This window comes from Methanomicrobium mobile BP, assembly GCF_000711215.1.
Classification (GTDB): Archaea; Halobacteriota; Methanomicrobia; order Methanomicrobiales; family Methanomicrobiaceae; genus Methanomicrobium; species Methanomicrobium mobile.
The window spans coordinates 66,991-91,426 of record NZ_JOMF01000007.1 but is presented as its reverse complement, the minus strand read 5'-3'; the positions used below and the strand labels follow the sequence as shown (position 1 = coordinate 91,426).

Genomic DNA, 24,436 nt, shown 5'->3' with positions numbered 1-24,436 from the left:
AAAAACAGTAAAAATATTTTTAATTGATTTTTCAATTTTTTTTCCAACTTTTTTTCAATTTTTTCGGATTTTTTTTCGGATTCAGGCGCGGGTAACCGCCATCTTCATGGCAATACCCTCGACATCCCATTCCTGAACGAGTCCGCCGTTTACGGCGCCGGAGTCGGAAGTCATCTCAATCTTAACGGCACGGACCTCGCCGGCAATCGAGTCCTTCCAGGACTCAATCAGCTTTGAGACTCTCGCATCGGCGACGCTCATTGCGACCTTGACCGTATCCTCGACATTGAGACCTGCCTGCTTTCTCATCTCCTGAAGTCTTCTTATGACCTCGCGGGCATATCCTTCGGCTTCGAGATCTTCGGTGAGCGTGACGTCCACGCAGACGGTCGCATCGGTCATTTCCGCAGGGAAGATGTTCTCCGGCATCGTCTCCGAGAACTTCACGTGATCGGAGGTAATCGTAAATCCGCCGAGAACGGCACTGCCCTTCGACGCAAGCTCGGTCTTAAGTGCCGCGGCTGCGGCGCCGTCGAGAGCCTCGATTGCGGCTTTGACCTGCGGACCCTGCTTTCCGAATCCCGGACCGATGGCACGCATATTCGGCTCGACGCTCACGCCCATTCTGTCCCAGTGACCGTTTACGACCGTTATCTTCCTTGCATTCGCACGCTGTTTACAGAGATAGCCGAGCCTTGAGACCGCGCCCTCGACGACCTTTGAATCCGTGAGAACAAAGACCTCGGAGACCGGCCAGCGCAGTTTTCTCTTGCCGTCCTGTCTTGCGGCGGCAACCGACTCGTCAAATGCCTGAACAACCGCCATCTCAGCCTCGAGTTCGGCATCGCAGAGAGACTCGTCGCCGGCATACCAGTCGAGCATATGGACGCTTGCGGGGTCGCCAGCGCATCTGAGGTTCCGATAGATCTTCTCGGAAAGGTGCGGGGCATAGGGTGCCATTACGCCGGAGAGCCTTCTCATGACATAATACATAGTCTCGTATGCCTGAATCTTCTCAACGGCATCCTCCTCGAGCCACATCCTTGAACGGACAAGCTGGACATACCAGCGCGAGATATCCTCAAGGATACAGTTGAGAATCGCTCTTGACGCACGGTGAAGCTCGCCGGACTCCGTGAACGCGCTTACATCACGGCAAAGAGTATTGATGCGGGAGATAATCCATCTGTCCTCATCCGGCATCTTCGCAATATTCTCGCGGACATAATCGCCGTTCCAGACGCCGCTCACAGTGCATTTCGGCTCAAAGGAGTCGAGAATCATATACGGGAGCGGGAAACGGTAGACATTCCAGAGAATGTTTGCCGTGCGGTTCGTGGTCTTGACGCCTTCCCAGTTGAACTTCAGGTCGTCCCACGGTGCGCTCGACGAAAGGATATACAACCTTAAAACATCGATACCTACCTTCTCCACGACCTCTTCGGGCGTGACGACATTGCCGATTGACTTTGACATCTTCCTGCCCTCGCTGTCGAGTGCGAAACCGTGCATGAGGACGCTCTTATAAGGCGCTTTGTCAAACGCAATCACGGATGCCCCGAGCTGGGAATAGAACCAGCCGCGGGTCTGATCCTGACCTTCGGTGATGAAATCCGCGGGCCACAGCCTCTCGAAGTCTTCCGTCTTTCCGGGGAAGCCGACCGTCGCCCACGAAGCCATTGCCGAGTCGAACCAGACATCGAATATATCTTCAACACGGCGCATGGTGCCGCCGCAACCCTTCGGGCACGGATATGTAATCTCATCGACATAAGGACGGTGCGGGTCGGTGAGGTTTGATCCGGCGGTCGCGTTTAACTCCGCCATAGTGCCGAAGACATGGTATTCGCCGCATTTGTCGCATTTCCAGACGGGGATGGGGATACCCCAGTATCTCTGACGGGATATGCACCAGTCGCGTGCGTCGGCTATGAAATCGTGGAATCTGGCACTTCCCGCCCATTCGGGATACCATTTGACCTTCGCAATCTCGGAGAGAAGCTGCTCCTTGATCTTGGGGATCGCAATGAACCACTGCTGAGTGGCGCGGCTGATGATAGGTGTCTTGCATCTCCAGCAGTGACCGTAGCGGTGGGTGATCTTCATCTTGCGCAGGAGGAAGTCGCCGAGCGCCTCGATCACCTTATCGTTTGCCTCGCGGACATAGAGACCCGCGAATATGCCCGCATCTTCGGTGAAGTGACCCGAGCCGTCTACGGGGCAGAGTATCTGAAGCTTCTCGCGGACGCCGACAAGGTAGTCGTCCCAGCCGTGTCCGGGCGCGATATGGACAAGTCCGGTATTGTCTAGCTCCACGTAGTCGGCAAGCACAACCCTGTGATTTACCGTCTTCTGAACGGGAACCGCCTCCTCAAGCGGCGAGAAATACTCCGTGCCGGCAATCTCAGCGCCTGTCTTCGTCTCGAGGACTTTGAAGTTCGTGTATCTTCCTTTCTTAAGAACATCCTCGCAGAGCGCCTCGGCAATCCAGAGTATCTCCTTCTTATCCTCTTTCTCGGCCTCCACCCTTGCGTAGACAAAATCCTTTCCCGCCGCAACGGCCACGTTTGCGGGAAGTGTCCACGGAGTAGTGGTCCAGATGACAAGATATTCGTTTTCGCGGTCTTTAATCGGGAATTTCACATATATCGACGGGTCTTCCTCATCCCAGTATTCAACCTCGGAATCGGCAATCGCGGTCTCGCAGCGCGGACACCAGTTGACCACGCGGTAACCTGTCTCGAGAAGTTTCTTCTCGTCGGCTTTCTTTATGGTCCACCATGCCGCTTCGATAAATTCGGGCTTTATGGTCTGATACGGATCTTTAAAGTCCATCCAGATACCCAGTTTCTCGAACTGCTCGGACATTGTGTCACGTTTGGTAACCGCGAACTCTTTACAGGTCTCGATGAAATTCGAGATGCCGTAGCCCTCGATATCCTTCTTCGACTTGAATCCGAGCTGGTTTTCGACTCTGACCTCAATCGGAAGTCCGTGCATGTCGTAGCCCGAGCGATCATAGACATTGAAGCCCTGCATGCGCTTATAGCGCAGGATCGTATCTTTTATGAGCTTGTTCCATGCGGTTCCGAGATGGATGTTTCCCGTCGTGTACGGCGGTCCGTCGACGAAGAAATAATCCTGACCCGTCTTGCGCAATTCTTTTACTTTTTTGTAGGTATCCTCCGCCGTCCAGAACTTCTGAACCTCGTCCTCCACCTCTTTTGCATTATAGCTGCTTGCGACCTCTTTCAAATGTGATCCCTCGATAGTCCGTTAATGTATGTCTCTCTTTAAAGATAGTATTTTTCAGTTTACATCAAACTTTTAAGTAGATCACGATACTTCGTATACCGTGATGTGTCGGCACATACATATACATTATATTGCACTCATGACCATGCCTGAATAATTTTGATTACTTTTGCGAATCAATATTATCGCTGTAACCATACCGCGGAGAAGATAATCACATAAAACGATTACTGACGATTATTGACGATTATTGACGATTATTTCGAATAAATACAAGATTAAGACAAGATAATGACATGATTAAGACAAAAATCTGATAATTAGGGAAAATATGAAAATAGCGATAATTAACTCAAAGACGGATATTGCGGGATGCAACATCAGAAAACATCTGTTAAAGCGTCTTGGAAAGGAGACAGTCGGTGAGAGCGAAACGGTTGCCTTCAAAAGTCACACACTCCTGTTCCTCCAGGCCGAGGACAGGCTTATCTACGAGAAAGGGCTTGACGACCGCACTGACTGCGACCTCATAATGTTCATATCGCGCCACTCCAGTCAGAATCCGACGCCGGCGCTCACGGTCCACGCCACAGGCAACTACGGCAAGGCAATGCTCGGCGGAAACGACCGTGAACTTGCGACGGCGGCGCCCGCGATGATGCATGCGGTGCTCAACGCAATGAACCGGCGATTGAAAGCGGCGGCAACCAAAGATGATACTGCAGACGAAACTGCGGGCACGGACGTCACGGACGAAGAAGCGCAGGACGATATCGGCAGATACCGCCTCTCCTATGAGGTCACGCACCACGGACCCACCGACCTCAGGACGCCCTCGCTCTTCGTGGAGATAGGAAGCACAATCGACGAATGGCAGGACGATGCCGCGGGCGAACTTGTCGCCGGCGCCGTCCTCGACGCGCTCTCCCTTGATAACGACACCCTCAATGACGTCATCCGCCTCATAGGGCTCGGCGGCACGCACTATGCCGCACGCCAGACCGATATCTCTCTCGACTCAAAAGGAGCATTCGGGCATATTGCGCATACGAGAGAGATAGCCGGCATCACCGTAAGTTCACTCGAACTCATGATTGAGAGGACGCATGCGGATGCCGCCTACATCGACAGAAAAGCACTCAATGCGCAGGAACTTAAACGACTCGAATCCGTCTTCAAAGAGAGCCGATACGCGGATATTCCAATACTCACGGAAGGGGAGATAAAGGAGATAAAAGACATATCGTGGGAGAACTGCGTGAAAATCCGCAGGTTCGTCTCCGAAAAATACCCGAAACTGAATTACCGTATCTTTGCACTCACGGATACACAACCGGATTCAAAGAAACACGCGGAAAAGACGCCCGTAATAATCGGGATTGATCCCGAACTCGTCGCGGAAGCATACAAAACCGACCCGAAAGGAACGGTTGAGGGAATGGAATCCATGAAACTTGCCGCACTCTTCTCGAAAAACGGAATTTTGGAGCCGGCATTTATAACCTATGAAGAGTTCGGAGAACAAACAATAAATGATTTAATATCTTTATGCGTCAAGATATTACACAAGGAAAGTGGCACCGCCATTGAGGGTGACACTTTGATTCTCAAAAAAGTCAGATTTGACCCTGCCAAAGCAACAGAGTTGGGGGTGCCAAAAGGTCCGTCCTTTGGAAAGCTTGCGGCAGGTTTTGAGATAAACCTTAACGGTAAGACAATAACGCCGGAAATGGTTTCAAATCAAATTACAAAGGTAATCCGCATTAAGGGGTTGGAGAAATACCTATGATGAAATCAATAGTTGAAGAAGCGCTCAGCAGGGCAAATGCCGACACGGAAATGATTGTAGACAGCGGCAAAGGCGACGAAGATCAGGAACTCATGGATCTTCTGAACTCGATGCGCACCGAGATCTCGGTAGTCGGATGCGGCGGCGGCGGATCAAACACGGTCACACGCATGTACGAAGAAGGTATCGACGGTGCAAAGCTCTTTGCAGTCAATACCGATGCACAGCACCTTATCAGAACAAAAGCAGACAAGAGAATCCTTATCGGACGCATCAAGACAAAGGGCTTCGGTGCAGGTTCGGTCCCGCAGGTCGGAGAAGAGGCGGCTCTCGAGAACGACGAAGAGATCCGCGCGCTGCTCGCAAACAGCGACATGGTCTTTATCACGGCAGGTCTCGGCGGCGGAACTGGTACGGGTTCGGCGCCGATTATCGCCAAAGCCGCACGCGACCAGGGTGCGCTCACAATCGCAATCGTAACGCTTCCGTTCCGCTCGGAAGGTGCAATCAGGCTTGAAAACGCCGAAGCGGGTCTCGAACGCCTCCGTGACGTTGCCGACACCGTAATCGTCGTGCCCAACGACAGACTCCTCGAGGTCGTCCCCAGACTTCCGCTCCACGCGGCATTCAAGGTCGCCGATGAGGTCCTCATGCGTGCCGTCAAAGGAATTACCGAACTGATTACCCAGCCCGGAATGGTCAACCTCGACTTCGCCGATATCCGCACGGTCATGGAGCGCGGCGGCGTCGCCATGATAGGCATGGGCGAGAGCGACAGCGAAGATAAGGCAGCAGATTCCGTTAAAAAGGCATTGAGGTCACCGTTACTCGACGTTGACATCACAAACGCGACAGCCGCGCTTGTCAACGTCGTCGGCGGTCCGGACATGACAATGGAAGAAGCCGAGGGTGTGGTGCAGGAAGTCTGCGACCGCATTGATCCGGAAGCACGCATAATCTGGGGAGCACAGGTCGATCCGGACATGCACGGACGGATGCGCACCATGCTTGTCGTGACGGGTGTCAGCTCACCGCAGATATACGGCAGAAGTGAAGATTATAATGTTCGCAAGCCAACATCTGAGCGCGAGTACGATATCGACTTTTTAAGGTGAAGACATTAAATGGCATTTAAATTCGATGAAGATTTATTCAAAAAATACATTCGTGTTCTTAAATTGGCAAGAACACCGACCAGAGAAGAGTTTCAGAAGATTGCAGTAGTAGCTGCGGCTGGTATCGCAATAATAGGTATTATCGGTTTTATCATCTACGAAATATTCCTCATACTCCCATAAAATCAACCCCTAAAAATCTTTCAATATTTTACAGGATTATAAAATGACTGATGCAGAAGAGATAAAGACCACGATCTATGCAATGAAGACAACCGCCAAACAGGAGCGCACGGTGGTTGACAACATTGTAAAGGCTCTGGAAGACCATGACGAGATCCGCGTTGTTGCCGTAATGGCGCCCGACGAACTGAAAGGTTACGTCCTTATCGAGAGTCCCGACTCCATTGCACGTATAGAGCAGCTTCGCGAGATGGTTCCGAATGCGCGTGCGGTCGTAAAAGGCGAGATGGCATTCTCCGAGATAGAGCACTTCCTTGTCCCGAAACCGGTCGTCACCGGCATAGACGAGGGAACAATCGTAGAGCTCATTGCCGGTCCGTTCAAGGGCGAGAAGGCAGTCGTCAAGCGTGTCGACACCTCAAAAGAAGAGATAACCGTCGAACTCTACGAGAGCATGGTTCCTATCCCGATTACGGTGCGCGGCGACAACGTGCGCGTTATCGACAAGACCCACGAATAAATTTTTTACAACTCTGTTTTTTCGGATATTTTACGGGATTTTTGAGGATTATTCCGCCGAACATATTGATACATTTAAGTCAGTACAGTTCAAACATTTTAAGACCCAAGCTTAGTGTCGGGTATCAGATTCCGGCACGGAAGCGAAAGGTGATACACAATGGGAGAAGTAGTCGAGGTATTGGTACCCGGCGGTAAAGCTACTGCAGGTCCTCCGTTGGGACCGGCATTAGGACCTCTCGGAATTAATGTAAAAGCCGTAGTTGACGAGATAAACAAGAAGACCGCAGAATTCAACGGTATGCAGGTTCCTGTAAAAGTCGAAGTCGACGACAAAAAGCAATTTACAATTTCCGTGGGTGTTCCTCCGGCAACGTCACTCATCATAAAAGAGTGCGGCCTTGAGAAAGGTTCCGGAGAACCCAACACAAACAAGGTTGGCAATTTACCGTTTGAAGCTGCTGTCCGCATTGCCCGCATGAAGTTCGACGACATGCTTTCGTATGAGCTGAAGACCGCCGTCAAAGAGGTCATAGGTTCATGTGTAAGCGTAGGCGTCACGGTTGACGGCAAGAATCCGAAGGATATCTTTGCTCTCATCGATGCAGGCGAATACGACAGTAAGTTAGCATGAATAGACTATGAAGACCCATAGAAGATTCGATAATCTCGAGTCGTTGAACTATGGAGGAAATTAGATGGTTGAAAGGGTCCAGATTCTAAAGGCCGTAACAGAGGCTATAGAAAAGGCGCCGAAACGAAAGTTCACGGAGAGTGTAGAGATTACATTCAACCTGAAGAACATCGATATGGCGCAGCCGAAAAACCGTATAGATGAGACTATGATTCTGCCTAAGGGAACGGGACGTGTCCAGAAGATCGCCGTTCTCGGAAAAGGAGATATCACCACTCAGGCAAAAGCTGCAAAAGTGGAACTCATCATAGGGCCAGAAGAAATCGAGCGTCTCGGAGGATCACCGCGTGAGGCAAGAAAGATTGCGGATGAATATTCGTATTTCCTTGCCGAAACAGCAGTAATGCCGCTTGTCGGTCGTTACTTGGGTACCCGTCTGGGTCCGCGCGGTAAGATGCCGCAGCCGATTCCTCAGGGACTTGACATCGGACCAATCGTAGAGCGTTTAAGAAACTCGGTCAAATTCAGATCGAAGGACAAGAAGACATTCCATGTAAGAATCGGCAGTGCTTCCCAGTCCCTTGAGGATTTAACCGATAACATCGACGCGGTCCTGCGAAAGGTCGAAGGTCACCTTGAGAGCGGTGAGATGAACATTCGCTCGGTTTACGTAAAAACATCCATGGGTCCGTCAGTGAGGTTGATGTAATATGGTATTATATACACACCACCTTCCACAGTGGAAACAGGATGAAGTAGAGCAGATTAAGCGCCTTTCCGGCGAATACAAACTCACGGGTCTTGTCGACCTGCACGGTATTCCGGCAAGCCAGCTTCAGCAGATGCGCCGCGATCTCCGCGGAACCGCGGTCATCAAGATGACCAGGAACACTCTTATCGAGCACGCATTTGCACAGCTCGGCGGCGACATCAGCAAGACAAGCGAGTATGTCGACGGTCAGAGCGCAATGATCTACACGAACGAAAATCCGTTCAAGCTTTACAAGAAGCTTCAGGAGACCATGACAAAGATGATCGCCAAGCCCGGCGATGTCGCACCGGAAGACGTGGTTGTTCCGAAAGGACCTACCGCATTCCCGCCCGGACCTATCGTGGGTACTCTCCAGCAGGCAGGCATTCCTGCCGCTATCGAAGGCGGAAAAGTCGTTATTCGTGAGACAAAGACTGTTGCCAAAGCAGGCGACGTCATCAGCGAGAAACTCGCTGATGTGCTCGCAAAACTTGATATTAAGACAATCGACGTAGGTTTGAACCTCCAGGTTGCTTACTATGAAGGCACATTCTTTGAGCCCTCTACACTGGCAATTGATGAGACCGAGTTCATGAACAAACTCACTCTCGCAGGCAAACAGGCATTCAACCTGTCGGTCAATGCAGCTATCCCGACCAAGACAACAGCCGAAGCCATTATCGGTAAAGCTGTTCGCGAGGCCAAGAACCTTGCAGTCGAGGCGGCAATCTACGAGAAGGACGTTATTGAACTTATCATCGGTCGTGCACAGCGCGAATCGGTGACCGTAAAAGCACTTACTGAGTAAGGAAATAAAAATATATCAAATTTCAAAATTAGGTGAATAAAATGGAATACATCTATGCAGCACTTATTCTGCACAGCGCAGGTAAGGAAGTAACAGAAGATGCTGTCACAAAAGTCATGACAGCAGCAGGTATCGCAGTCGACGGCAGCCGTGTAAAAGCACTCATCGCAGCACTTGACGGCGTTAACATTGCGGAAGCAATCGAGAAATCGGCAGTTGCGGCAGTAGCTGCAGCACCGGCGGCAGCAGCAGGCGCAGCGGCTCCGGCAGCAGCTGAAGCGGCACCTGAGAAGAAGGCAGAGGAAGAGAAGGCAGACGAGGAAAGCGGAATGGCTGGACTCGGAGCTCTCTTCGGATAAATCCACCTTTTTTTCGACAAAATCAATTTACGCAAATCTGTTTTACGACTTTTTAACATTTTAACTTTCGATTATATCTTTCGATTATTCATCTGCGAATAGAGTTCTTTTACGGTTATTACGTTCACTAACGCCAATAGGATATATTTACAATAATAGCGTTCATCAACGGTCACGACATTCATTTCCGCCCGCAGATACGGGATTTACTTAACCCGATTAACATGCCGTCAGTGACAGAGGTCGTGAGATATTGCAAAGCGCGGATATTCCGAGAGATAAACGGGTTTTATTCACGGTTTAAGAGAGAATTCCAATAGATAGACTTATACTCTAAAAAGCGCTATTTCTGTTATCACAATCAGGTGATAGTTTGAAGAAAATATTTGCGTTAATTTTGGGTCTCGGACTCCTCCTTGCCGTTGCCGCACCTGCGGTCGCTTACGAGATCGGCGGAGATCAGAGTCTTATCATCGTGCACTGCAATGTTGAAGGTGCAAGCGTATACTTTGACAGCGATTACAAGGGAGCAATCCAGAACGGAGTTCTTCTCGGATATGTCTACACGACAGGCACACCCTACAGAACAATCTCGGTTCAGAGCAACGGTTACACACCGTGGTCGGGTAATATGCCGCACCCGGGTGCCGGAAACTATGCTGACGTATATGCAACCCTTACACCCGAACCGACACAGGCTCCTATCGGCGGTAACATGGGCGAATACATTGTCTACTGTAACGTCGACGGCGCACAGGTCTACTTTAACGAAGACTACAAAGGCACTATCGCCGGCGGAGAACTTACCGTCCCCGTCTATGTCACGGGCACGCCCTACACAACCTACATCGTAAAGAAAGACGGTTACACAACCTTTACCGCTCAGATTATGGAATATCCCAAGGCGGGCGAGACCGTTAAGCTTCATGCGACACTTACTCCGGTAACACCCGTAACACCCGCGTCACCTCTGTCGGCGGTAAGCATCTTTGCAGGTCTAATACTGGGTATTCTCGGTATCGCATATCTTGCAAAGAGAGAGTAAATTCATTTCAGGACAAATCCTGAAAAATTATTTTATTTCGTTTTTATAATCTGTTTTCGGGCGTTTCAGGATTTTCCACCGCTTTTCCCACAGTCAGTCACAGTTTGTAACTGTTTGCCGCAATTTTGTGCTCGTTTTGGTGCTCTGTCGCATCAACGCCTGAGAAGCCCCGCATAGACGCACTGACCGTAGGAAATGCAGCCGTCGCCGAAGGGATACTCGCGGTTTATTATCATGTTCAGTCCCGCATCCGAGACCTTTCTTACTATGGTCTCGCGGATTGTGTGATTTATACAGACGCCGCCCGAGAGAACGACATCTTTTATGCCGGCATCGAGAGCCTTCTCCACCGCAATCTCCGCAAAGCCGTCGGCAAGGTTGAACTGGACGCTTGCGGCAATGTCGTTTATGCTTCTGCCCGCATTCTTAGCCGCAAGCGCATTCTTAAGGAGTGCCGATGTAGAAAGGACGCTCATACCGCCGTCGCGGGTAACGACACTCTCCCATTTCTCCGCCCGTCCCGCGGATGCCGCCGCCTCGAGCTTCATTGCGGGCTCGCCGTCATATGTGCGCTCGCGGCAGATACCCAATAGTGCGGAAGCGGCATCGAGGACTCTTCCGGCGCTGCTCGTAAGCGGCACATTGAAGCCGCGTTCTATCTGCTTATCGAGGATCGCAAGCTCGGAATCCTTCCACCCGCGATTTAAGAGAAGGTTTGCGGTATCTTCGCAGGGAAGCATGCCGTAAAGCATCCTTTCGGGGTATACGGTCGCGAGGTCTCCGCCCGGCATCTTCACGCTCTCGAGGTGACCGACGCGCCTGAGGTTAAGGATATCGCCGATGAATATCTCCCCGCCCCAGACCGTCCCGTCATCGCCGAGACCAACGCCGTCGAGAGCAATGCCCACGCAGTTGCGCCCCGCGTCCTCAGCCGCATATTTTGAGAACGCCGCCGCGATATGGGCGCGGTGGTGCTGAACCGCGACGGTCTCCGCGCCCGTCTCATCCGAAAGCCGCCTCGCAAACCGCGTTGACAAAAACTGCGGGTGCATGTCATGCGCAATCACGTCAAAATCCGCTCCCAGAAGCGTCTTCAGATTGCCGACCGTATCCTCCAGATACTCAAGAGTCTGCGGATTCTTGATATTCCCTATATGCGGCGAAGTGCAGCAGAACCCGTTCTTATAGACGGATACCGTCGTGTAAAGTTCGGGTCCCGTGCCCAGAATGCAGTCCTTTCCGAGATTAATGTTCACTCTCTTCGGCGCATATCCTCTTGAAAGCCTTATTATGTAGCCTTCACGCACGACGGAATCATCGCAGCGGTTGAGAATCGTGCGGTCGTGCGCAAGATAATAATCGACACAGCCCTTCAGCTTCGCAACCGCCTTCTCCGTATCGGTAATCATCGGGTTTCCGGGCGCATTTGCGCTGGTCATTATAAGAATCCGGTTCTTAAGCTTCGAGAAGAGCAGATGATGAAGACCCGTATACGGAAGCATACAGCCGATTGTGTCGAGATTTGATATCTCGCGGTGCGAATCCCTGTCTTTCTTGTATAATACGACAATCGGATGCTCGGGACCGTTCAGAATCGCGTGTTCGCCGGCGCCGACAACGGCAATATCCGCGACCGTATCTTCGGTTGCCATTATTGCCAGCGCCTGCTCGGTTCTTCCCAGAGCTGTCTTGAGTTTAACGGCGGAGGACTCGATGCATGCGATGTGGTAACCGCCGATACCCTTTATCGCGACGATATGACCTTCGTCGAGGAGTCTTGCGGCATCGTCTGTGGGCGATGCTGATTTAAGGTCATTGCCGTCACTGTCAAGCAGAAACAACTTCGGACCGCAGGCATTGCAGGCTATGGTCTGCGCATGATGCCGCCTCGACTGCGGGCTCTCATACTCCCCGCGACAGCCATCGCACATCGGAAACTCATCCATGGTCGTGCGTTCGCGGTCGTAGGGAACTTCGCGGATAATGCTGTAACGCGGTCCGCAGTTGACGCACGAGGTTGCCCAGTATCCCTCGTAGCGCCCGCCCTTCTCGAAGATATCCTTCACGCATTCATCGCAGATTGCGACATCCGCGGGTATGAATCCCGTAAGCGAATCGCTCCTGCCGCTCTTTTCTATAACGAACCCGCCGCCGAAATCGCTTTCCGCCACGGAATCATCTATATCAAAGACCTCGACGCTGTCTATCTTCGAGAGAACGGTGCCGACCGATACCGCCTTCAAAAATTCCTCAAAACGACTGCCGAGGGCGATAATGCTCACTTCGCTGCCGAGATTTTTTACACTGCCGCGTATGCCGTACAGCTTCGCCTGCGAGTATACAAACGGTCGGAAACCGACCCCCTGCACAATTCCCTTTATGACAATCCGTCCGGATACCCTTGAACCCATGCTTCCTCCGCCTCCGGCAAATGAAATGCGCTTTTACCGCTCCTGCCGCTCGTGCCGCCAGACTCTCCTGCCGCTCTTTACTCACATATGAGTTAAAAAAATAAAAGGTGATTGATCTTAATATCGCATACTATCGCATACTGTCGCATACGCGGGTGTATGCGGCAATAGGGGATGAACTTTGAAAGTCGGCATAATGCGGAAATCAACCGAAAACGTGCCTTTTTTGCCGTCCCAAGAGAAGTAGTTAAAGTAATTTTAAGGCAAGTCAAGAAATCTGAATAAGTTTATTTTATTGCAGGTCCTATATTTATACGGGTTTTTATCTTGACGGGACATGTTAGAATAGTCAACGATCCTCTCGATCTTGTTCCGCTTTTGATTACTTTCAATGACTCGGACTTCAAGAACGTATATACATTACTCTCAAAGAACTGGATGACCGAGACCGAACTTTCAGAATCAACAGCCGCAGATAAGGTGAAGGAATGCCTTGCCATCCTTAAGAAAGGCAATCTTGTGGAAGAACAGTGGAGAATGCCGAAACCGGGCGAGAAACCGGTTATTGAATACAAGACGACCTACAGCAAATTCAGGGCAAACTTCCAATGCACGATGGATGATTTGGGGGATTTAATCAACGTCTCAATCTCAACCGACGACGCTCTGAGAAGTCTTGTGGACGATATAGAAAAAGAAGTAAAATCCGGAAACTCTTCGGTCAACGACCTTGCGAGAAAATACAGCGTAAGCCCTGTATTTATCAAAGGACTTGCAAAGAGACTTCCGATATTGGATGTAAAAGGTCAGGGGCTGGTCTTTGTTGAAAACAAAGGATAAAGATCCCCTCTATATCATACTTCGAAGCAAACGCGAGGCTACCAAATTTCAGATACTTGTAGGTGTAGCTGAAAATCAGCCTTCCGTCCGGCAACAGGAGATTGCGGAGATATTAGGGGTAACTCCGCAGGCGGTCTCGGAATACATACGCGAGCTTGTCGATGACGAGATGGTAAAGTCGCAGGGTCGCGGAAGCTATGTCATAACACCCAAGGGTGTCGAATGGGTAATCAACAATGCCGAGGCTCTGGAATCCTATGCCAAGCACATCACGCACGATATCGTGCAGCAGGTCGCGGTCTGGACGGCAATCGCCGACTGCAACATACGTGCCGGCGACAAGGTCGGCGTCTACATGAAGGACGGTCATATCCATGCGTCCTACAAGGAGCAGAGCGCTTCGGGCATAGCCATCGCCGACACGAAAAGCGGCATGGATCTCGGTGTTTCGGACCTTGTCGGCATCATAGAGCTTTCATACGGTCTTGTTCACGTCTGCAAGGTTCCGCGTATCCAGCGCGGCGGTTCCGAGCGCGTTCAGCCCGAACTTCTGCGCAATATTCTCGAGAAGGTCAGATTCATCGGCACATGCGGTATAGAAGCCGATATTGCGGTAAAGAACACGGGACTTACTCCGAACACGTTCTTCGGATCGCGCGAGGGCGTTATCGAAGCCGCGATTCACGGTCTTGAATCCGCTCTTGTCGTTGTGGATGAGGACTTCACCGACTTCTTAAAGAGGCTTGAGGCAGTCAACCTGCGATATGTCATCCATGACCTCATTGCACCCTAATCTTTTTTCCTGACATGAAACTGATAATCAGCCCGAATCGCGGCGAGTATAAACTTTTTTTATACGATAATCACTGCGTATGCGCTGAAGGCGTAATCACCCTTGTCGAGACTTCGAAGGGATACCGACCCAAAAGCTACCTTCTGAGAGGTGAAGGGAAACGCCATTTTGCGCATACTCCCACGAAAGAACTCATCTCACAGCTTCGTTCCTGCGATGTGGTGCTCACCGGCGAAGCAAAGAATTTCGAGAAATTCCTCGACGATCTTCAGATAAAATACAGATTCATCACGGTCTGCCGCAGGTGTCTTCTCGAGAATAAGATAACGCCTCTCAAAGGCAAGAACGAGGTAAAACACGGTAAAGAAGTCATATGCGTTGACTGCGCAATGAACGAGCTGCGCCGCGAGATCGGATACATGGGCAAGATGGGCGGGCTCTCGACCGCTCACCTCGAAAAGCTCCTTATGCTGTATATGGACCTTGACAGGATCCTTGCCATGCTCGAGCCTGAAAAGATTGATCTTGAGCATACCGTCTTCGACATTCTGGAGTCCCATAAGATAATCGAGACGACAAATATCAGCGATCTCAATCTGCCGAAGAAGTTCAAGGAGGTCTGCGGCGTCACGAAACTCATGCCCGTGCAGCATCTCTGCGTGCAGGCAGGTCTTCTTGAGGGTAAAGACCAGCTTGTGGTCGCGGCAACCGCGAGCGGAAAGACCTTCATAGGCGAGATGGCGGGCAACATGAACTACTTCGGCGGCAGGGGCAATATGCTCTTTCTTGTCCCGCTTGTGGCACTCGCAAACCAGAAATATACACGCTTTACCGAGCGCTATCCGTATATGAAGGTCTCCCTGCTCACGGGTGTTTCAAGGATAAATCTGCCGGAGACAAAGGTCAATGCCAACAGGAGCACGCAGGCGAATATCATAGTCGGCACTTACGAAGGCATTGACCACATCCTGCGGACGGGCAAAACCCTCAAAAACATCGGCACCGTGGTCATAGACGAGGTTCAGATGCTCGAGGACGAAGATCGCGGTCACCGCCTCGACGGTCTTATATCCAGACTTAAGTATCTCCTGCCGCGGGCGCAGTTTCTGTATCTCAGCGCAACCATAGGTATGCCGCACCTTCTTGCCGAAAAGCTCGGTGCCGCTCTTGTGACCTACGCCGAACGCCCCGTGCCGCTGGAACGTCACCTTATCTTCGTTGCGAAAAAAGAGAAGATTGAAGCAGTCAAGCGCCTCGTCACGATAGAATACCGCAACAAGTCCTCAAAAGGTTTCCGCGGTCAGACCATAGTCTTTACGAACTCGAGGTCGCGGTGTCACGAGATAGCTGAAGCCATCGGCAAAAAATCGATGGCATACCATGCCGGACTCAGCGCAAAGGAGCGGCGCGATATCGAAGAGAAATTCGAGAAAGGCGAGATATCGTCGGTGGTCACAACAGCGGCGCTTGCCGCCGGCGTCGACTTCCCCGCCTCGCAGGTTATCTTCGATGCACTTGCGATGGGAATCAAATGGCTCACGGTCCAGGATTTTTATCAGATGATGGGGCGTGCGGGAAGACCCGACTATCACGATCTCGGTAAGGTCGTCGTCCTTGCCGAGCCCGGCGGCAACTACTCGCGGGAGACAAAACTGACCGAGGAGGAGGTAGCGATAAGCCTTCTGAAAGGCGAGATGGAGGAGGTAGCGCCGGTCTACGACAGCGAGGCATCCTCGGAGGAGTATATCGCGCATGCCGTTGTCTGCAAAGGCGACAGCGACGGTCTCAGGCGAATGTGCGCAACCATGGTCGGCGAGATGAACGATGTATATCCGCTGCTAAAGAAAGCGGGTTATATCACGGTAAAAGGCGACAAAGTGGAACTCTCGCCGTTTGCCAGAGTAATGGCGGAGCACTTCATCGGAATGGAGAGGCTTGACCGCATACGTGTTCTCTTAAAGCATGTCGATTCTCCGATTGAGATTGCCGCCGAACTCGAATGCGACGAGCTTGACGGCGACAATAATCAGAAGGGTCAGAACCTTGCGCAGAGCAGCAATGCCGAGAAGGAAAAATACGACAGGACCAAGCAGGAACTTACGAAGCAGATCCGCGGTAAACGTTAGATACGCGGCATATCCGTATATATGCATATAATGATGCGCAGAATCCCGCATTCTTACGTTCTCTTTTTATCAAATTTTTAAAGAAAAGTATTATATGAACATCCCCAAGAATATTTCATATCTGTTCATACGGACAGGGGGTGTAATTAATAGCAATTATCTGGAAATGCAAAAAATGCGGATACACCTATGACTCACGCTACGGTGACGGCAAAAACGGAATCAAGAAGGACACAAAGTTCGAAGACATTCCCGACGACTGGAAATGTCCGAGATGCGGAGTCGGAAAAGACAGATTCACGTCAATCGAGATAGATGACTGAGATCTTAACCATAGAAAATCCAAAAAAATCATAACAAATTTTCGATTGTTAAAACAACAAATTTCAAATTCAAATATCGTAAATAGTAAACTAAAGGAGAAAGAAAAAATGGCAGACAAAATGAAATGCACACTTTGCGGACACGTATACGAACAGGAGAAGGGAGACAAGGGAGTACCTGCGGGAACTGCATGGGACGACGTTCCTTCCGACTGGGTATGCCCGATCTGCGGCGCAAGAAAATCAAGCTTCATTTCCGTATAATCAGATTATACAAAACATTACGTGATTATTATGGTAGTCAGAGAAGTTTGCAAAGGCGTATACTCTATCGGCGTCTTCGACTGGGACAGACAGGTTTTCGATGAACTCCTTCCGCTCCCCGACGGCACTACATACAACTCGTTTCTGATAGAGGGCAGTGAAAAAACCGTCCTCATAGATACGGTTGATCCCGAATTCGAAGAAGAATTGATAACAAACATAGCCCGCTCGGGAGTCTCGAAGATAGATTACATCATCATCAACCATGCCGAACAGGATCATTCCGGCTCAATACCGGTATTTCTGGAACTCTTCCCGAATGCAAAGATAATCACGTCGGAAAAGGGAAAAGAACTCTTAAAGAGCATGCTTCAGGTGCCCGATTTCAAAATCTCGACGATAAACGACCGCGACACACTGTCGCTGGGCGACAAGACGCTCGAGTTTATTCAGATACCCTGGTCGCACTGGCCCGACAGCATGATGACATATATCCGCGAGGATAAGATGCTCATCAGCATGGACCTCTTCGGTTCGCACTATGCGACATCCGAGTTATTCATCGAGGATGTGCATACGCACTACGTCAACGCCAGACGCTACTTTGCCGAGATTATGATGCCGTTCAGGTATCCGACGGCACAGAATGTTCAGGCCGTAAGAGAACTTGCCCCCGAGATCATTGCACCCAGCCACGGCCCCATCTATAAGGGAAAAGAGGCGATTGACGAAATAATCGGCGCCTATACCGACTGGTGCAGTGACAGAGTGTCAAACAAGGTAATAATTCCGTATATCTCGATGCACGGAAGCACAAAGAAGATGGTCTCATATGTCACCGACGCGCTTCTTGCGCACGGGATTACCGTAAAACCGTATAATCTCGGAAAGGCAGACACGGGAAGGCTTGCAGCCGACCTTATAGACGCGGCAACGATAATTCTCGCGACGCCGACCGTCCTCTTCGGACCGCATCCCAAGGCGGCAAACCTGACGTTTATTGCCAATATCCTGAAACCTAAGGCAAAGTTCATCAGTATCATAGGTTCTTTCGGATGGGGCGGAACTGCGGTTGAGACCCTTAAAGCGATGTTCCCGAACAATACCGCGGAGATCATCGAGCCGGTCTATATCAAAGGACTGCCCGATGAGGAGGCATACGGCATGCTCGACCGCCTTGTTGACGAGATCGTGAAAAAACACAACGAATTATTCAAAAAATGATAACATGACAAAAAATCAGGAAATTTACAAATGCGAAAAGTGCGGAAACACCGTTCTGGTTATCGACGGAAAGATGGGACAGCTGGTCTGTTGCGGTGCTCCGATGACTCTTCTTGAGGCAAAAACGGCGGACTCGGCGACCGAGAAGCACGTCCCTGTCGTGGAGAAGGCGGACGGCGGCGTAACCGTGACAATAGGCTCGACACTCCACCCTATGACCGAAGAGCACGCGATTGTCTGCGCAGGCATCATAGACGGCTCCGATATGGCAATCCACTGGTTTAAGCCCGGAGACGCACCTAAAGCATCATTCAAGAACGCCAAAGACGATGCAAAAGCAGTCGAATACTGTAATCTTCACGGTCTTTGGACAAACAAAAAGTAATCGCAGACATCCTAACGCAAACCTATCCGAACACAAACTTATCCGAAACATATCCCAAACATTTCCAATCATTCCCCAACATTTACGAAACATATCACAACATAACCAGAATCACAACACCAATCAGACCAAACCTCTTTTTTTACCGCGATCTCCCGGGGCACGGTGCGCAACCTTTTTTGCAGTCAAAAAACAGAGATAGCAAGAGTTATATTTTCAGATAGTTTACTTTAATATCGTATCGTTTGGTGGCTTTGTGTATGGGCAGACTCGAACAGTTTTCGGCGGCGGCAGAAGATCTCGGTACTGTTCTGCGCTTTATCAGTTTTGCCACGGTAGTGCCCATCGGATTTACTGTCTATTATAAGGAGTGGGATATGATTGTGCCCATGCTCACGGTGCCGCTTCTTCTTTACCTTATAGGAACGACGTTTGTATGCATTCCCAAAGGAAACAAAGAGCCGCAACTGAGCCATGCGCTGTTCTCGGTCGCGTTCATCTGGATAATCTGCGCCGCGATAAGCGCCGTTCCGTTCACGCTCGGCATCAATATGCCCTATCTTGACGCCTTCTTTGAGGCAATGTCGGGATGGACGGATACGGGAATGACCATGATAGACAATCTAGATACAGTCCCCTATACGCTTCTCTTCTGGAGATCGCTCATGGAATGGCTCGGGGGTTTGGGAATCGTCGCATTCACGGTCGTAATGCTCTCAAGAACAAGCCTGAATCCGTCACGTTTTTACCGCTCGGAAGCACGTTCCGAGGCTTTTGTTCCCAGCGCCATGCAGCAGGGTATCGAGATGTGGAAGATATACGTTGTCCTTACAATTGCCGCAATAGCCTTTATCTGTATCTCCGGCATTCCTCTCTGGGATGCCGTCAATATCGCAATGACAGCCATATCCACCGGCGGATTTACGGTTCACGCCGAAGGCCTCGCATATTACGACAATCCGCTTCTCGAGATGCTCATAATTCCGGTGATGATCGCCGGCGCTATCCCGTTTAAGATCTACTATTTCATGTATTACAAACGCCAATACGGTTTCAGAAAGGATGCGGAAGCAATGCTTCTCTTCTCGCTCATAGCCCTGGGATTTGCGGTTATCTTATTTGATCTGCTGTATTTCAACCAGATGAATATATTTGACTCCGTGAGATACGCAATCTTCATGGCAGCCGCGGGCATCACAAGTACAGGTTTTCAGACGACATCGCCCGGCGTCTGGGCTCCAGCAACCACCCTCTTCCTTGCCGTTCTTATGTTCATAGGCGGTTCTTCGGGAAGTACGGCGGGAGGTATCAAGCTCTCGCGTGCAAGGATGGCATACCGCGGAATAGTCTGGTGGATTAAACGCTCCTTCAAGAGCGCAAACGTGATAATTCCTTTCCGTATCGGCCGCAGGGTAATCTCCAAAACCGATGCCGAACTGGAAGTTTCAAAGAATATGCTGGTCATATTCCTCTATATCTTTGTCATTTTCGTATCGGCAATCCTTGTCATGCACTTTGAGCCGCTGGCATCGGACTCCAGCGAAGTCATCTTCGATGTCATCTCCGCCTCCTGCAACAACGGAATAAGCACGGGATTTGTATCCTCCGAACTGACGCCGATGAGCAAGATACTCTTCATATTCGCCATGTGGATCGGCAGACTCGAAATTGTACCCGTAATCGTCTTCTTTATGTTCATATTCAAGGGATTCAACGGAGATATCAAATAATATCCCGAATATCCCGCAATAAAACAACAATTAAGCAATAAAACAATAAAAAAAGATATTTGGTTACTGATAAGGGAAAGAAAGATAATTTATCCTGTTGTGCAATTTCCGAGAGAAATTACTCGTAAAGGACTTTCTCATCTATTCTTTCGTAGGAGGTGATCTCTTCATTCTTGAAGTGGATTGCAATCTCACGTTTTGCAGTCTCGTTTGAGTCGGAACCGTGAATTACATTCATACCAATCTCAAGCGCGAAGTCTCCGCGGATTGTTCCCGGGAGTGCTTCCGCAGGGTTGGTAGCGCCAATCATCTGGCGTGTGATTGAGACAACGTTCTTGCCTTCCCAGACCATGAGGAAACAGGGTCCGCTCATGATATAGGACTTAAGTCCCGGGAAGAACGGCTTTGAAACGTGCTCTGCATAGTGCTCCATTACACGTGATTCCGGAAGGCGCTCGAACTTTGCCGCAACGAGCTTTAAGCCTTTCTTCTCAAAACGTGCAACGATCTCACCGACGAGTCCGCGCTGGACGCCGTCGGGTTTAATCATAAGGAATGTTCTGTCCATTTTGGGATCAGTCCTTACCGAGAGCCTTTCGACCTGCTTTTGTCCAGGTTACGCGGCGCGGAACCCTTCCAAGGCGGTAGTTGTTCTGGCACTTTGAGCTGCAGAAGTAGAAGATTGTACCGTCTTTCTTGACATACATCTTACCTGTTCCGGGCTCAATAGGCTCTCCGCAGAATGTGCATACGTATGAATCTACCATTTTCAGCGCCTCGATAATTTCTTTGCTTCGCGTTCGGTTTCGATGAGCATAAGCACATCGCCCTCGCGGATCGGACCCACGGTGTTGCGGGTGATGATCCTTCCCTTGTTTGTGCCATCAAGAATACGGCATTTTACCTGAAATGCCTCACCGTGCATTCCGGTAGGACCGATAATCTCAATGACTTCTGCCGGCGTTGCGTCTGCCATGATAATTCACCTTACTTTCTGAGTTCGGCAATCTGACCGAGAATCTCGTCAAGGAGGTCCTTTGCTTTACCCGGCTTGACGATTGCAGCCGCTGCGGAGCCTACTTCGAGACCGCTTGCCGCACCGACATCGTTCTGCTTGTTGATGATTACATACGGGCACTGCTTCTCGTCACAGAGTGCGGGAAGGTGCATTACAATCTCTTCAGGCTCAACGTCGCCGCCGATTAAGACGAGCTGTGCAACTCCTCTCTCAACAGCTTTTGTTGCTTCGTTTGATCCTTTCTTAATCTTTCCTGTGTCTCTTGAAAGTTCTAAGATCTCAAGAGCTTTGTTCTGAATCTCTTCAGGAACTTCGAATTTTGCGTATACTTTAGACATAACTCACCTCATTCAGGAACAGATTGACATTCGATGATTTACCGCCGTGGCGGTATCTTCCGAAATGCCGGCATAAACGGGGGGCTTTATACCTTTCCCGACTTATAACTGCTCCCTCATCACTCATCAGTCAGTGATTGATGTGCTATATTAAATCGACACGAAAGCACATAAAGATTTTTGCAATGACCTGAGGACTTTTTTACGCCGCGAAAATAAGAGACGGGGATGCGGCATAACAGGTCAGATTTTGTAAATGACCGTGCCGCCGTTTGAGAAGACTTCGGTCAACTTATCAAGCGGCAGGTTTACATTGTAGACATCCCTTTCGGACTGCCCCACAAAGATATGGGTCATTCCGTATTTTGCCATCAGATTTAGACAGAGATCGGGGTTCTCATAGATTCTTCTGACATCCCCCATTCTCTCACCGACATGACCGTCGCTGCCGCGCCACATCTCTTCGTGGAAGGGCATTCCGATTATCGTGGGTATTCCCGTAAATGCCGAGACTCTGGAGTAGTATTTGTAATCGCCGCCTTCAGCCTCGACTATCCCTCCGATACTGTTAGGATCAAGGCTTTGAAGATAGACGAGTGCCTCATAATCGTCGGGATACTGAATGCTTACCCATTTCATGCCGTCAAGGCTGTGACCGCCGTATCCGTAACTTAAGTCGGGAACGGCAAACGGCATCGCGACAATTATGACCGCAAGTATAAGCGCGGGGATTGTGCCCGAACCGCGCAAGAGATTGGAGAGAGACGGGGCGTTGGTGTCCGCAACGCCATCACCCGCACAGATTCCCGAATCCGTATCGCAGGCTTCGTCCCCCGCAACTTCGTCTTCCGCAATTCCCTTGCGCTTCTCGAAGAATCTGCCGATATAGAAGAGACAGGATACACTGAGCATCAGACATGCCATGACGCCGAACTTGAAGACCGTATTCTGCCTGTAATAGATATCGCCCATATTGTCCTTCAGATAGACAAGCTCGGTAAACATCACGATAAGTATTCCTACCGCGGCTATGATGTCCTGCGGCAGCTTTTCCGACTTTGAATCGAGAACGCGGATTATGAGAGCAAGCGCGGGGATTATGCACAGACCCGCACCCACGTATCCCGCGAGTGCAAAGACAACGCCGAATATAATCAGATACGGTCTCCTGACCAGATCCCAGAAGGTCTCTGCATACAGCACGAAGAGGAAGAATCCGTATACCAGCAGGAACGGCAGGATTTCGGTCGGCGTTGTGACAATTCCTATCCCCTCGATTCCGACGGCATTCATCATCAGATAATACGGCGCATAGATAATTACGGAGATTATCGGAACGCCGATAAAGATGAGCATAGGAATATTTCGTATCAAATCCGTAAACCAATGCACTACACCTCCCGCACCGTTAACACTGCCGGGGCCCTGCGCACCGCACGCGCTCTCAGCAATCCCTGCCCGACATTCCTTAAGCCCCGTGATTACGGCAAAGAGAAGCATCAGCGGCGCATATACCAGAACGTCCCATGTGTTCATCAGCGGCATGCTTCCCAGACTCAGAGCGAGAGCAATGGCGAGAAGAATCCTGCCCCGACTGCTTAAGTCATGCCACTTCAGATAAACGAGCATCAGGAGGAATATGAAGAGCAACTGGTTGAACATCGCAATCACATGCGCATGCGGGTCGCCCCAGAGCATTGAAAATAAGGGATACTCCGTGATGCAGTTCTCTATTGTTCGCGTGCTGTCCCACATCACCGAAGTCAGGGGGCTTCCGAGCGCCAGATACCAGACGAAAGCCGGATTAACAAGGAAGAGTGTCAGAACCGGCAGCCAGTGATATCTCTTAAGCAGGAGTCTGCCGCAGGCAAAGAGCGCGACCCCCATATTTGCGAATACTGTCGGCAGTATCAGATTGAAGACAACGGTCGACTTAATGCCGAGTATTGCGCCGATTGCGCCGAACATCCAGTGACCCAGATAATAATAGACATCAAGGACGCCGCCGGCATACCACGGATCAGCGGGGGATACGACGGGATTGTTGATTATCGAGACCAGAAACGCATGATCCATCAGTTTTTCGCCGTAGCTCACGGACGGGTTGAGATACCGCACCTCAAGCATGGCGATGAAGAGCAGCAGAAAGACAACATCCCATGAGAGATTCCCGCGCAGACTCTCAAAGGTATACTCGCGCATATACGCAAAGTAAACCATGAGCACGGCAAACGGTATGAGTGCGGCGTAAAGCGTCACCCCGACAAGCCCGCAATACCATGTAAGGAGGGTCAGAAAGAGAAGCGATAGCGGATACGATATGCCGTAGGCAAAGCGCGGCAATGCGCCCTTAAACATCGGATATATTGATAACTGGATGAATTTCAGAAGAATCAGCCAGACAACTGCGGCAAAAAGTTCGGTCATGCTTTACAATTTACTGTTAATTATGTTCTCAGTCGTTAAAAAATCAGTCATTAATTCCCCGGTCATTAATTCCACGTCATTAATACCCAAGTCATTAAT

At 50.3% G+C, this 24,436-nt stretch carries 24 protein-coding genes; 17 read left to right on the top strand and 7 right to left on the bottom strand.

Annotated elements, in window-relative coordinates:
• Positions 1-81: 81 nt before the first annotated feature.
• Positions 82-3,255: an isoleucine--tRNA ligase gene (gene ileS / locus T502_RS06190; RefSeq protein WP_042706321.1), complete on the bottom strand. Its 3,174-nt coding sequence runs from the start codon at positions 3,253-3,255 to the stop codon at positions 82-84.
• Between the two features lie 331 nt (positions 3,256-3,586).
• On the opposite strand from ileS, the gene T502_RS06185 reads away from it, so the two are divergent.
• The 9 genes from T502_RS06185 (at position 3,587) to T502_RS06145 (ending at position 10,458) form a co-directional block, all read left to right on the top strand.
• Positions 3,587-5,044: a D-aminoacyl-tRNA deacylase gene (locus T502_RS06185; protein ID WP_042706320.1), complete on the top strand. Its 1,458-nt coding sequence runs from the start codon at positions 3,587-3,589 to the stop codon at positions 5,042-5,044.
• Complete coding sequence (gene ftsZ, locus T502_RS06180; RefSeq protein WP_042706388.1) at positions 5,044-6,159, top strand: cell division protein FtsZ; 1,116 nt, start codon at positions 5,044-5,046, stop codon at positions 6,157-6,159. The genes T502_RS06185 and ftsZ overlap by 1 nt, the downstream gene beginning before the upstream one ends.
• Before the next feature lie 9 nt (positions 6,160-6,168).
• The gene (locus T502_RS06175; RefSeq protein WP_042706319.1) at positions 6,169-6,342 is read left to right on the top strand and encodes a protein translocase SEC61 complex subunit gamma; all 174 of its coding nucleotides are present in this window, start codon (positions 6,169-6,171) and stop codon (positions 6,340-6,342) included.
• A 43-nt stretch (positions 6,343-6,385) separates the two neighbouring features.
• A complete protein-coding gene (locus T502_RS06170) occupies positions 6,386-6,862 on the top strand; it encodes a transcription elongation factor Spt5 (RefSeq protein ID WP_042706318.1) in 477 nt (158 codons plus the stop codon).
• 159 nt (positions 6,863-7,021) lie between these two features.
• Entirely contained in the window at positions 7,022-7,495 is a 474-nt protein-coding gene (locus T502_RS06165; RefSeq protein WP_042706317.1) for a 50S ribosomal protein L11, read from the top strand.
• 64 nt (positions 7,496-7,559) lie between these two features.
• Positions 7,560-8,204: a 50S ribosomal protein L1 gene (locus T502_RS06160; protein WP_042706316.1), complete on the top strand. Its 645-nt coding sequence runs from the start codon at positions 7,560-7,562 to the stop codon at positions 8,202-8,204.
• 1 nt (position 8,205) lies between these two features.
• Positions 8,206-9,054, top strand: coding sequence for a 50S ribosomal protein L10 (locus tag T502_RS06155; protein ID WP_042706315.1), 849 nt, complete (start codon positions 8,206-8,208; stop codon positions 9,052-9,054).
• Between the two features lie 41 nt (positions 9,055-9,095).
• Positions 9,096-9,413 (top strand): 50S ribosomal protein P1, encoded by a 318-nt coding sequence (gene rpl12p, locus T502_RS06150; RefSeq protein WP_042706314.1) that lies wholly within the window; start codon positions 9,096-9,098, stop codon positions 9,411-9,413.
• Between the two features lie 373 nt (positions 9,414-9,786).
• Positions 9,787-10,458, top strand: a complete 672-nt coding sequence (locus T502_RS06145) for a PEGA domain-containing protein (protein ID WP_042706313.1) — start codon at positions 9,787-9,789, stop codon at positions 10,456-10,458.
• Between the two features lie 152 nt (positions 10,459-10,610).
• Here T502_RS06145 and hypF read toward each other — a convergent pair whose 3' ends face one another.
• Entirely contained in the window at positions 10,611-12,869 is a 2,259-nt protein-coding gene (gene hypF, locus T502_RS06140) for a carbamoyltransferase HypF (RefSeq protein WP_042706312.1), read from the bottom strand.
• 327 nt (positions 12,870-13,196) lie between these two features.
• On the opposite strand from hypF, the gene T502_RS06135 reads away from it, so the two are divergent.
• From T502_RS06135 to T502_RS06110, 8 genes are all read left to right on the top strand, one after another.
• Positions 13,197-13,709, top strand: a complete 513-nt coding sequence (locus T502_RS06135; protein WP_042706311.1) for an ArsR family transcriptional regulator — start codon at positions 13,197-13,199, stop codon at positions 13,707-13,709.
• Positions 13,693-14,502 carry a DUF7839 domain-containing protein gene (locus T502_RS06130; protein WP_042706310.1) on the top strand — a complete coding sequence of 270 codons (810 nt, stop codon included), beginning with the start codon at positions 13,693-13,695 and terminating at the stop codon, positions 14,500-14,502. Before T502_RS06135 ends, T502_RS06130 begins: the two co-directional genes overlap by 17 nt.
• A gap of 14 nt (positions 14,503-14,516) precedes the next feature.
• Positions 14,517-16,628, top strand: coding sequence for a DEAD/DEAH box helicase (locus tag T502_RS06125; RefSeq protein WP_042706309.1), 2,112 nt, complete (start codon positions 14,517-14,519; stop codon positions 16,626-16,628).
• 149 nt (positions 16,629-16,777) lie between these two features.
• On the top strand, positions 16,778-16,951 hold the full coding sequence (locus T502_RS09200) for a rubredoxin (RefSeq protein WP_342665772.1): 174 nt from the start codon (positions 16,778-16,780) through the stop codon (positions 16,949-16,951).
• Between the two features lie 108 nt (positions 16,952-17,059).
• Entirely contained in the window at positions 17,060-17,215 is a 156-nt protein-coding gene (locus T502_RS08770; RefSeq protein WP_084173096.1) for a rubredoxin, read from the top strand.
• Positions 17,216-17,245: 30 nt separating this feature from the next.
• Positions 17,246-18,439, top strand: coding sequence for an FprA family A-type flavoprotein (locus tag T502_RS06120; protein ID WP_042706308.1), 1,194 nt, complete (start codon positions 17,246-17,248; stop codon positions 18,437-18,439).
• Positions 18,440-18,443: 4 nt separating this feature from the next.
• Positions 18,444-18,824, top strand: coding sequence for a desulfoferrodoxin family protein (locus tag T502_RS06115; protein ID WP_042706307.1), 381 nt, complete (start codon positions 18,444-18,446; stop codon positions 18,822-18,824).
• 260 nt (positions 18,825-19,084) lie between these two features.
• The gene (locus tag T502_RS06110) at positions 19,085-20,554 is read left to right on the top strand and encodes a TrkH family potassium uptake protein (RefSeq protein ID WP_042706306.1); all 1,470 of its coding nucleotides are present in this window, start codon (positions 19,085-19,087) and stop codon (positions 20,552-20,554) included.
• 118 nt (positions 20,555-20,672) lie between these two features.
• Here the strand turns inward: T502_RS06110 and ndk are convergent, their stop codons facing one another.
• The 5 genes from ndk to T502_RS06085 all read right to left on the bottom strand — a co-directional run bounded on the left by ndk (position 20,673) and on the right by T502_RS06085 (position 24,337).
• Positions 20,673-21,122, bottom strand: a complete 450-nt coding sequence (gene ndk, locus T502_RS06105; RefSeq protein WP_042706305.1) for a nucleoside-diphosphate kinase — start codon at positions 21,120-21,122, stop codon at positions 20,673-20,675.
• 7 nt (positions 21,123-21,129) lie between these two features.
• Entirely contained in the window at positions 21,130-21,321 is a 192-nt protein-coding gene (locus T502_RS06100) for a 50S ribosomal protein L24e (RefSeq protein WP_042706304.1), read from the bottom strand.
• Positions 21,322-21,323: 2 nt separating this feature from the next.
• Complete coding sequence (locus T502_RS06095; protein WP_042706303.1) at positions 21,324-21,530, bottom strand: 30S ribosomal protein S28e; 207 nt, start codon at positions 21,528-21,530, stop codon at positions 21,324-21,326.
• Between the two features lie 11 nt (positions 21,531-21,541).
• On the bottom strand, positions 21,542-21,910 hold the full coding sequence (rpl7ae, locus tag T502_RS06090) for a 50S ribosomal protein L7Ae (RefSeq protein WP_042706302.1): 369 nt from the start codon (positions 21,908-21,910) through the stop codon (positions 21,542-21,544).
• Positions 21,911-22,153: 243 nt separating this feature from the next.
• The gene (locus T502_RS06085; RefSeq protein WP_042706301.1) at positions 22,154-24,337 is read right to left on the bottom strand and encodes a DUF2298 domain-containing protein; all 2,184 of its coding nucleotides are present in this window, start codon (positions 24,335-24,337) and stop codon (positions 22,154-22,156) included.
• Between the last annotated feature and the right edge of the window lie 99 nt (positions 24,338-24,436).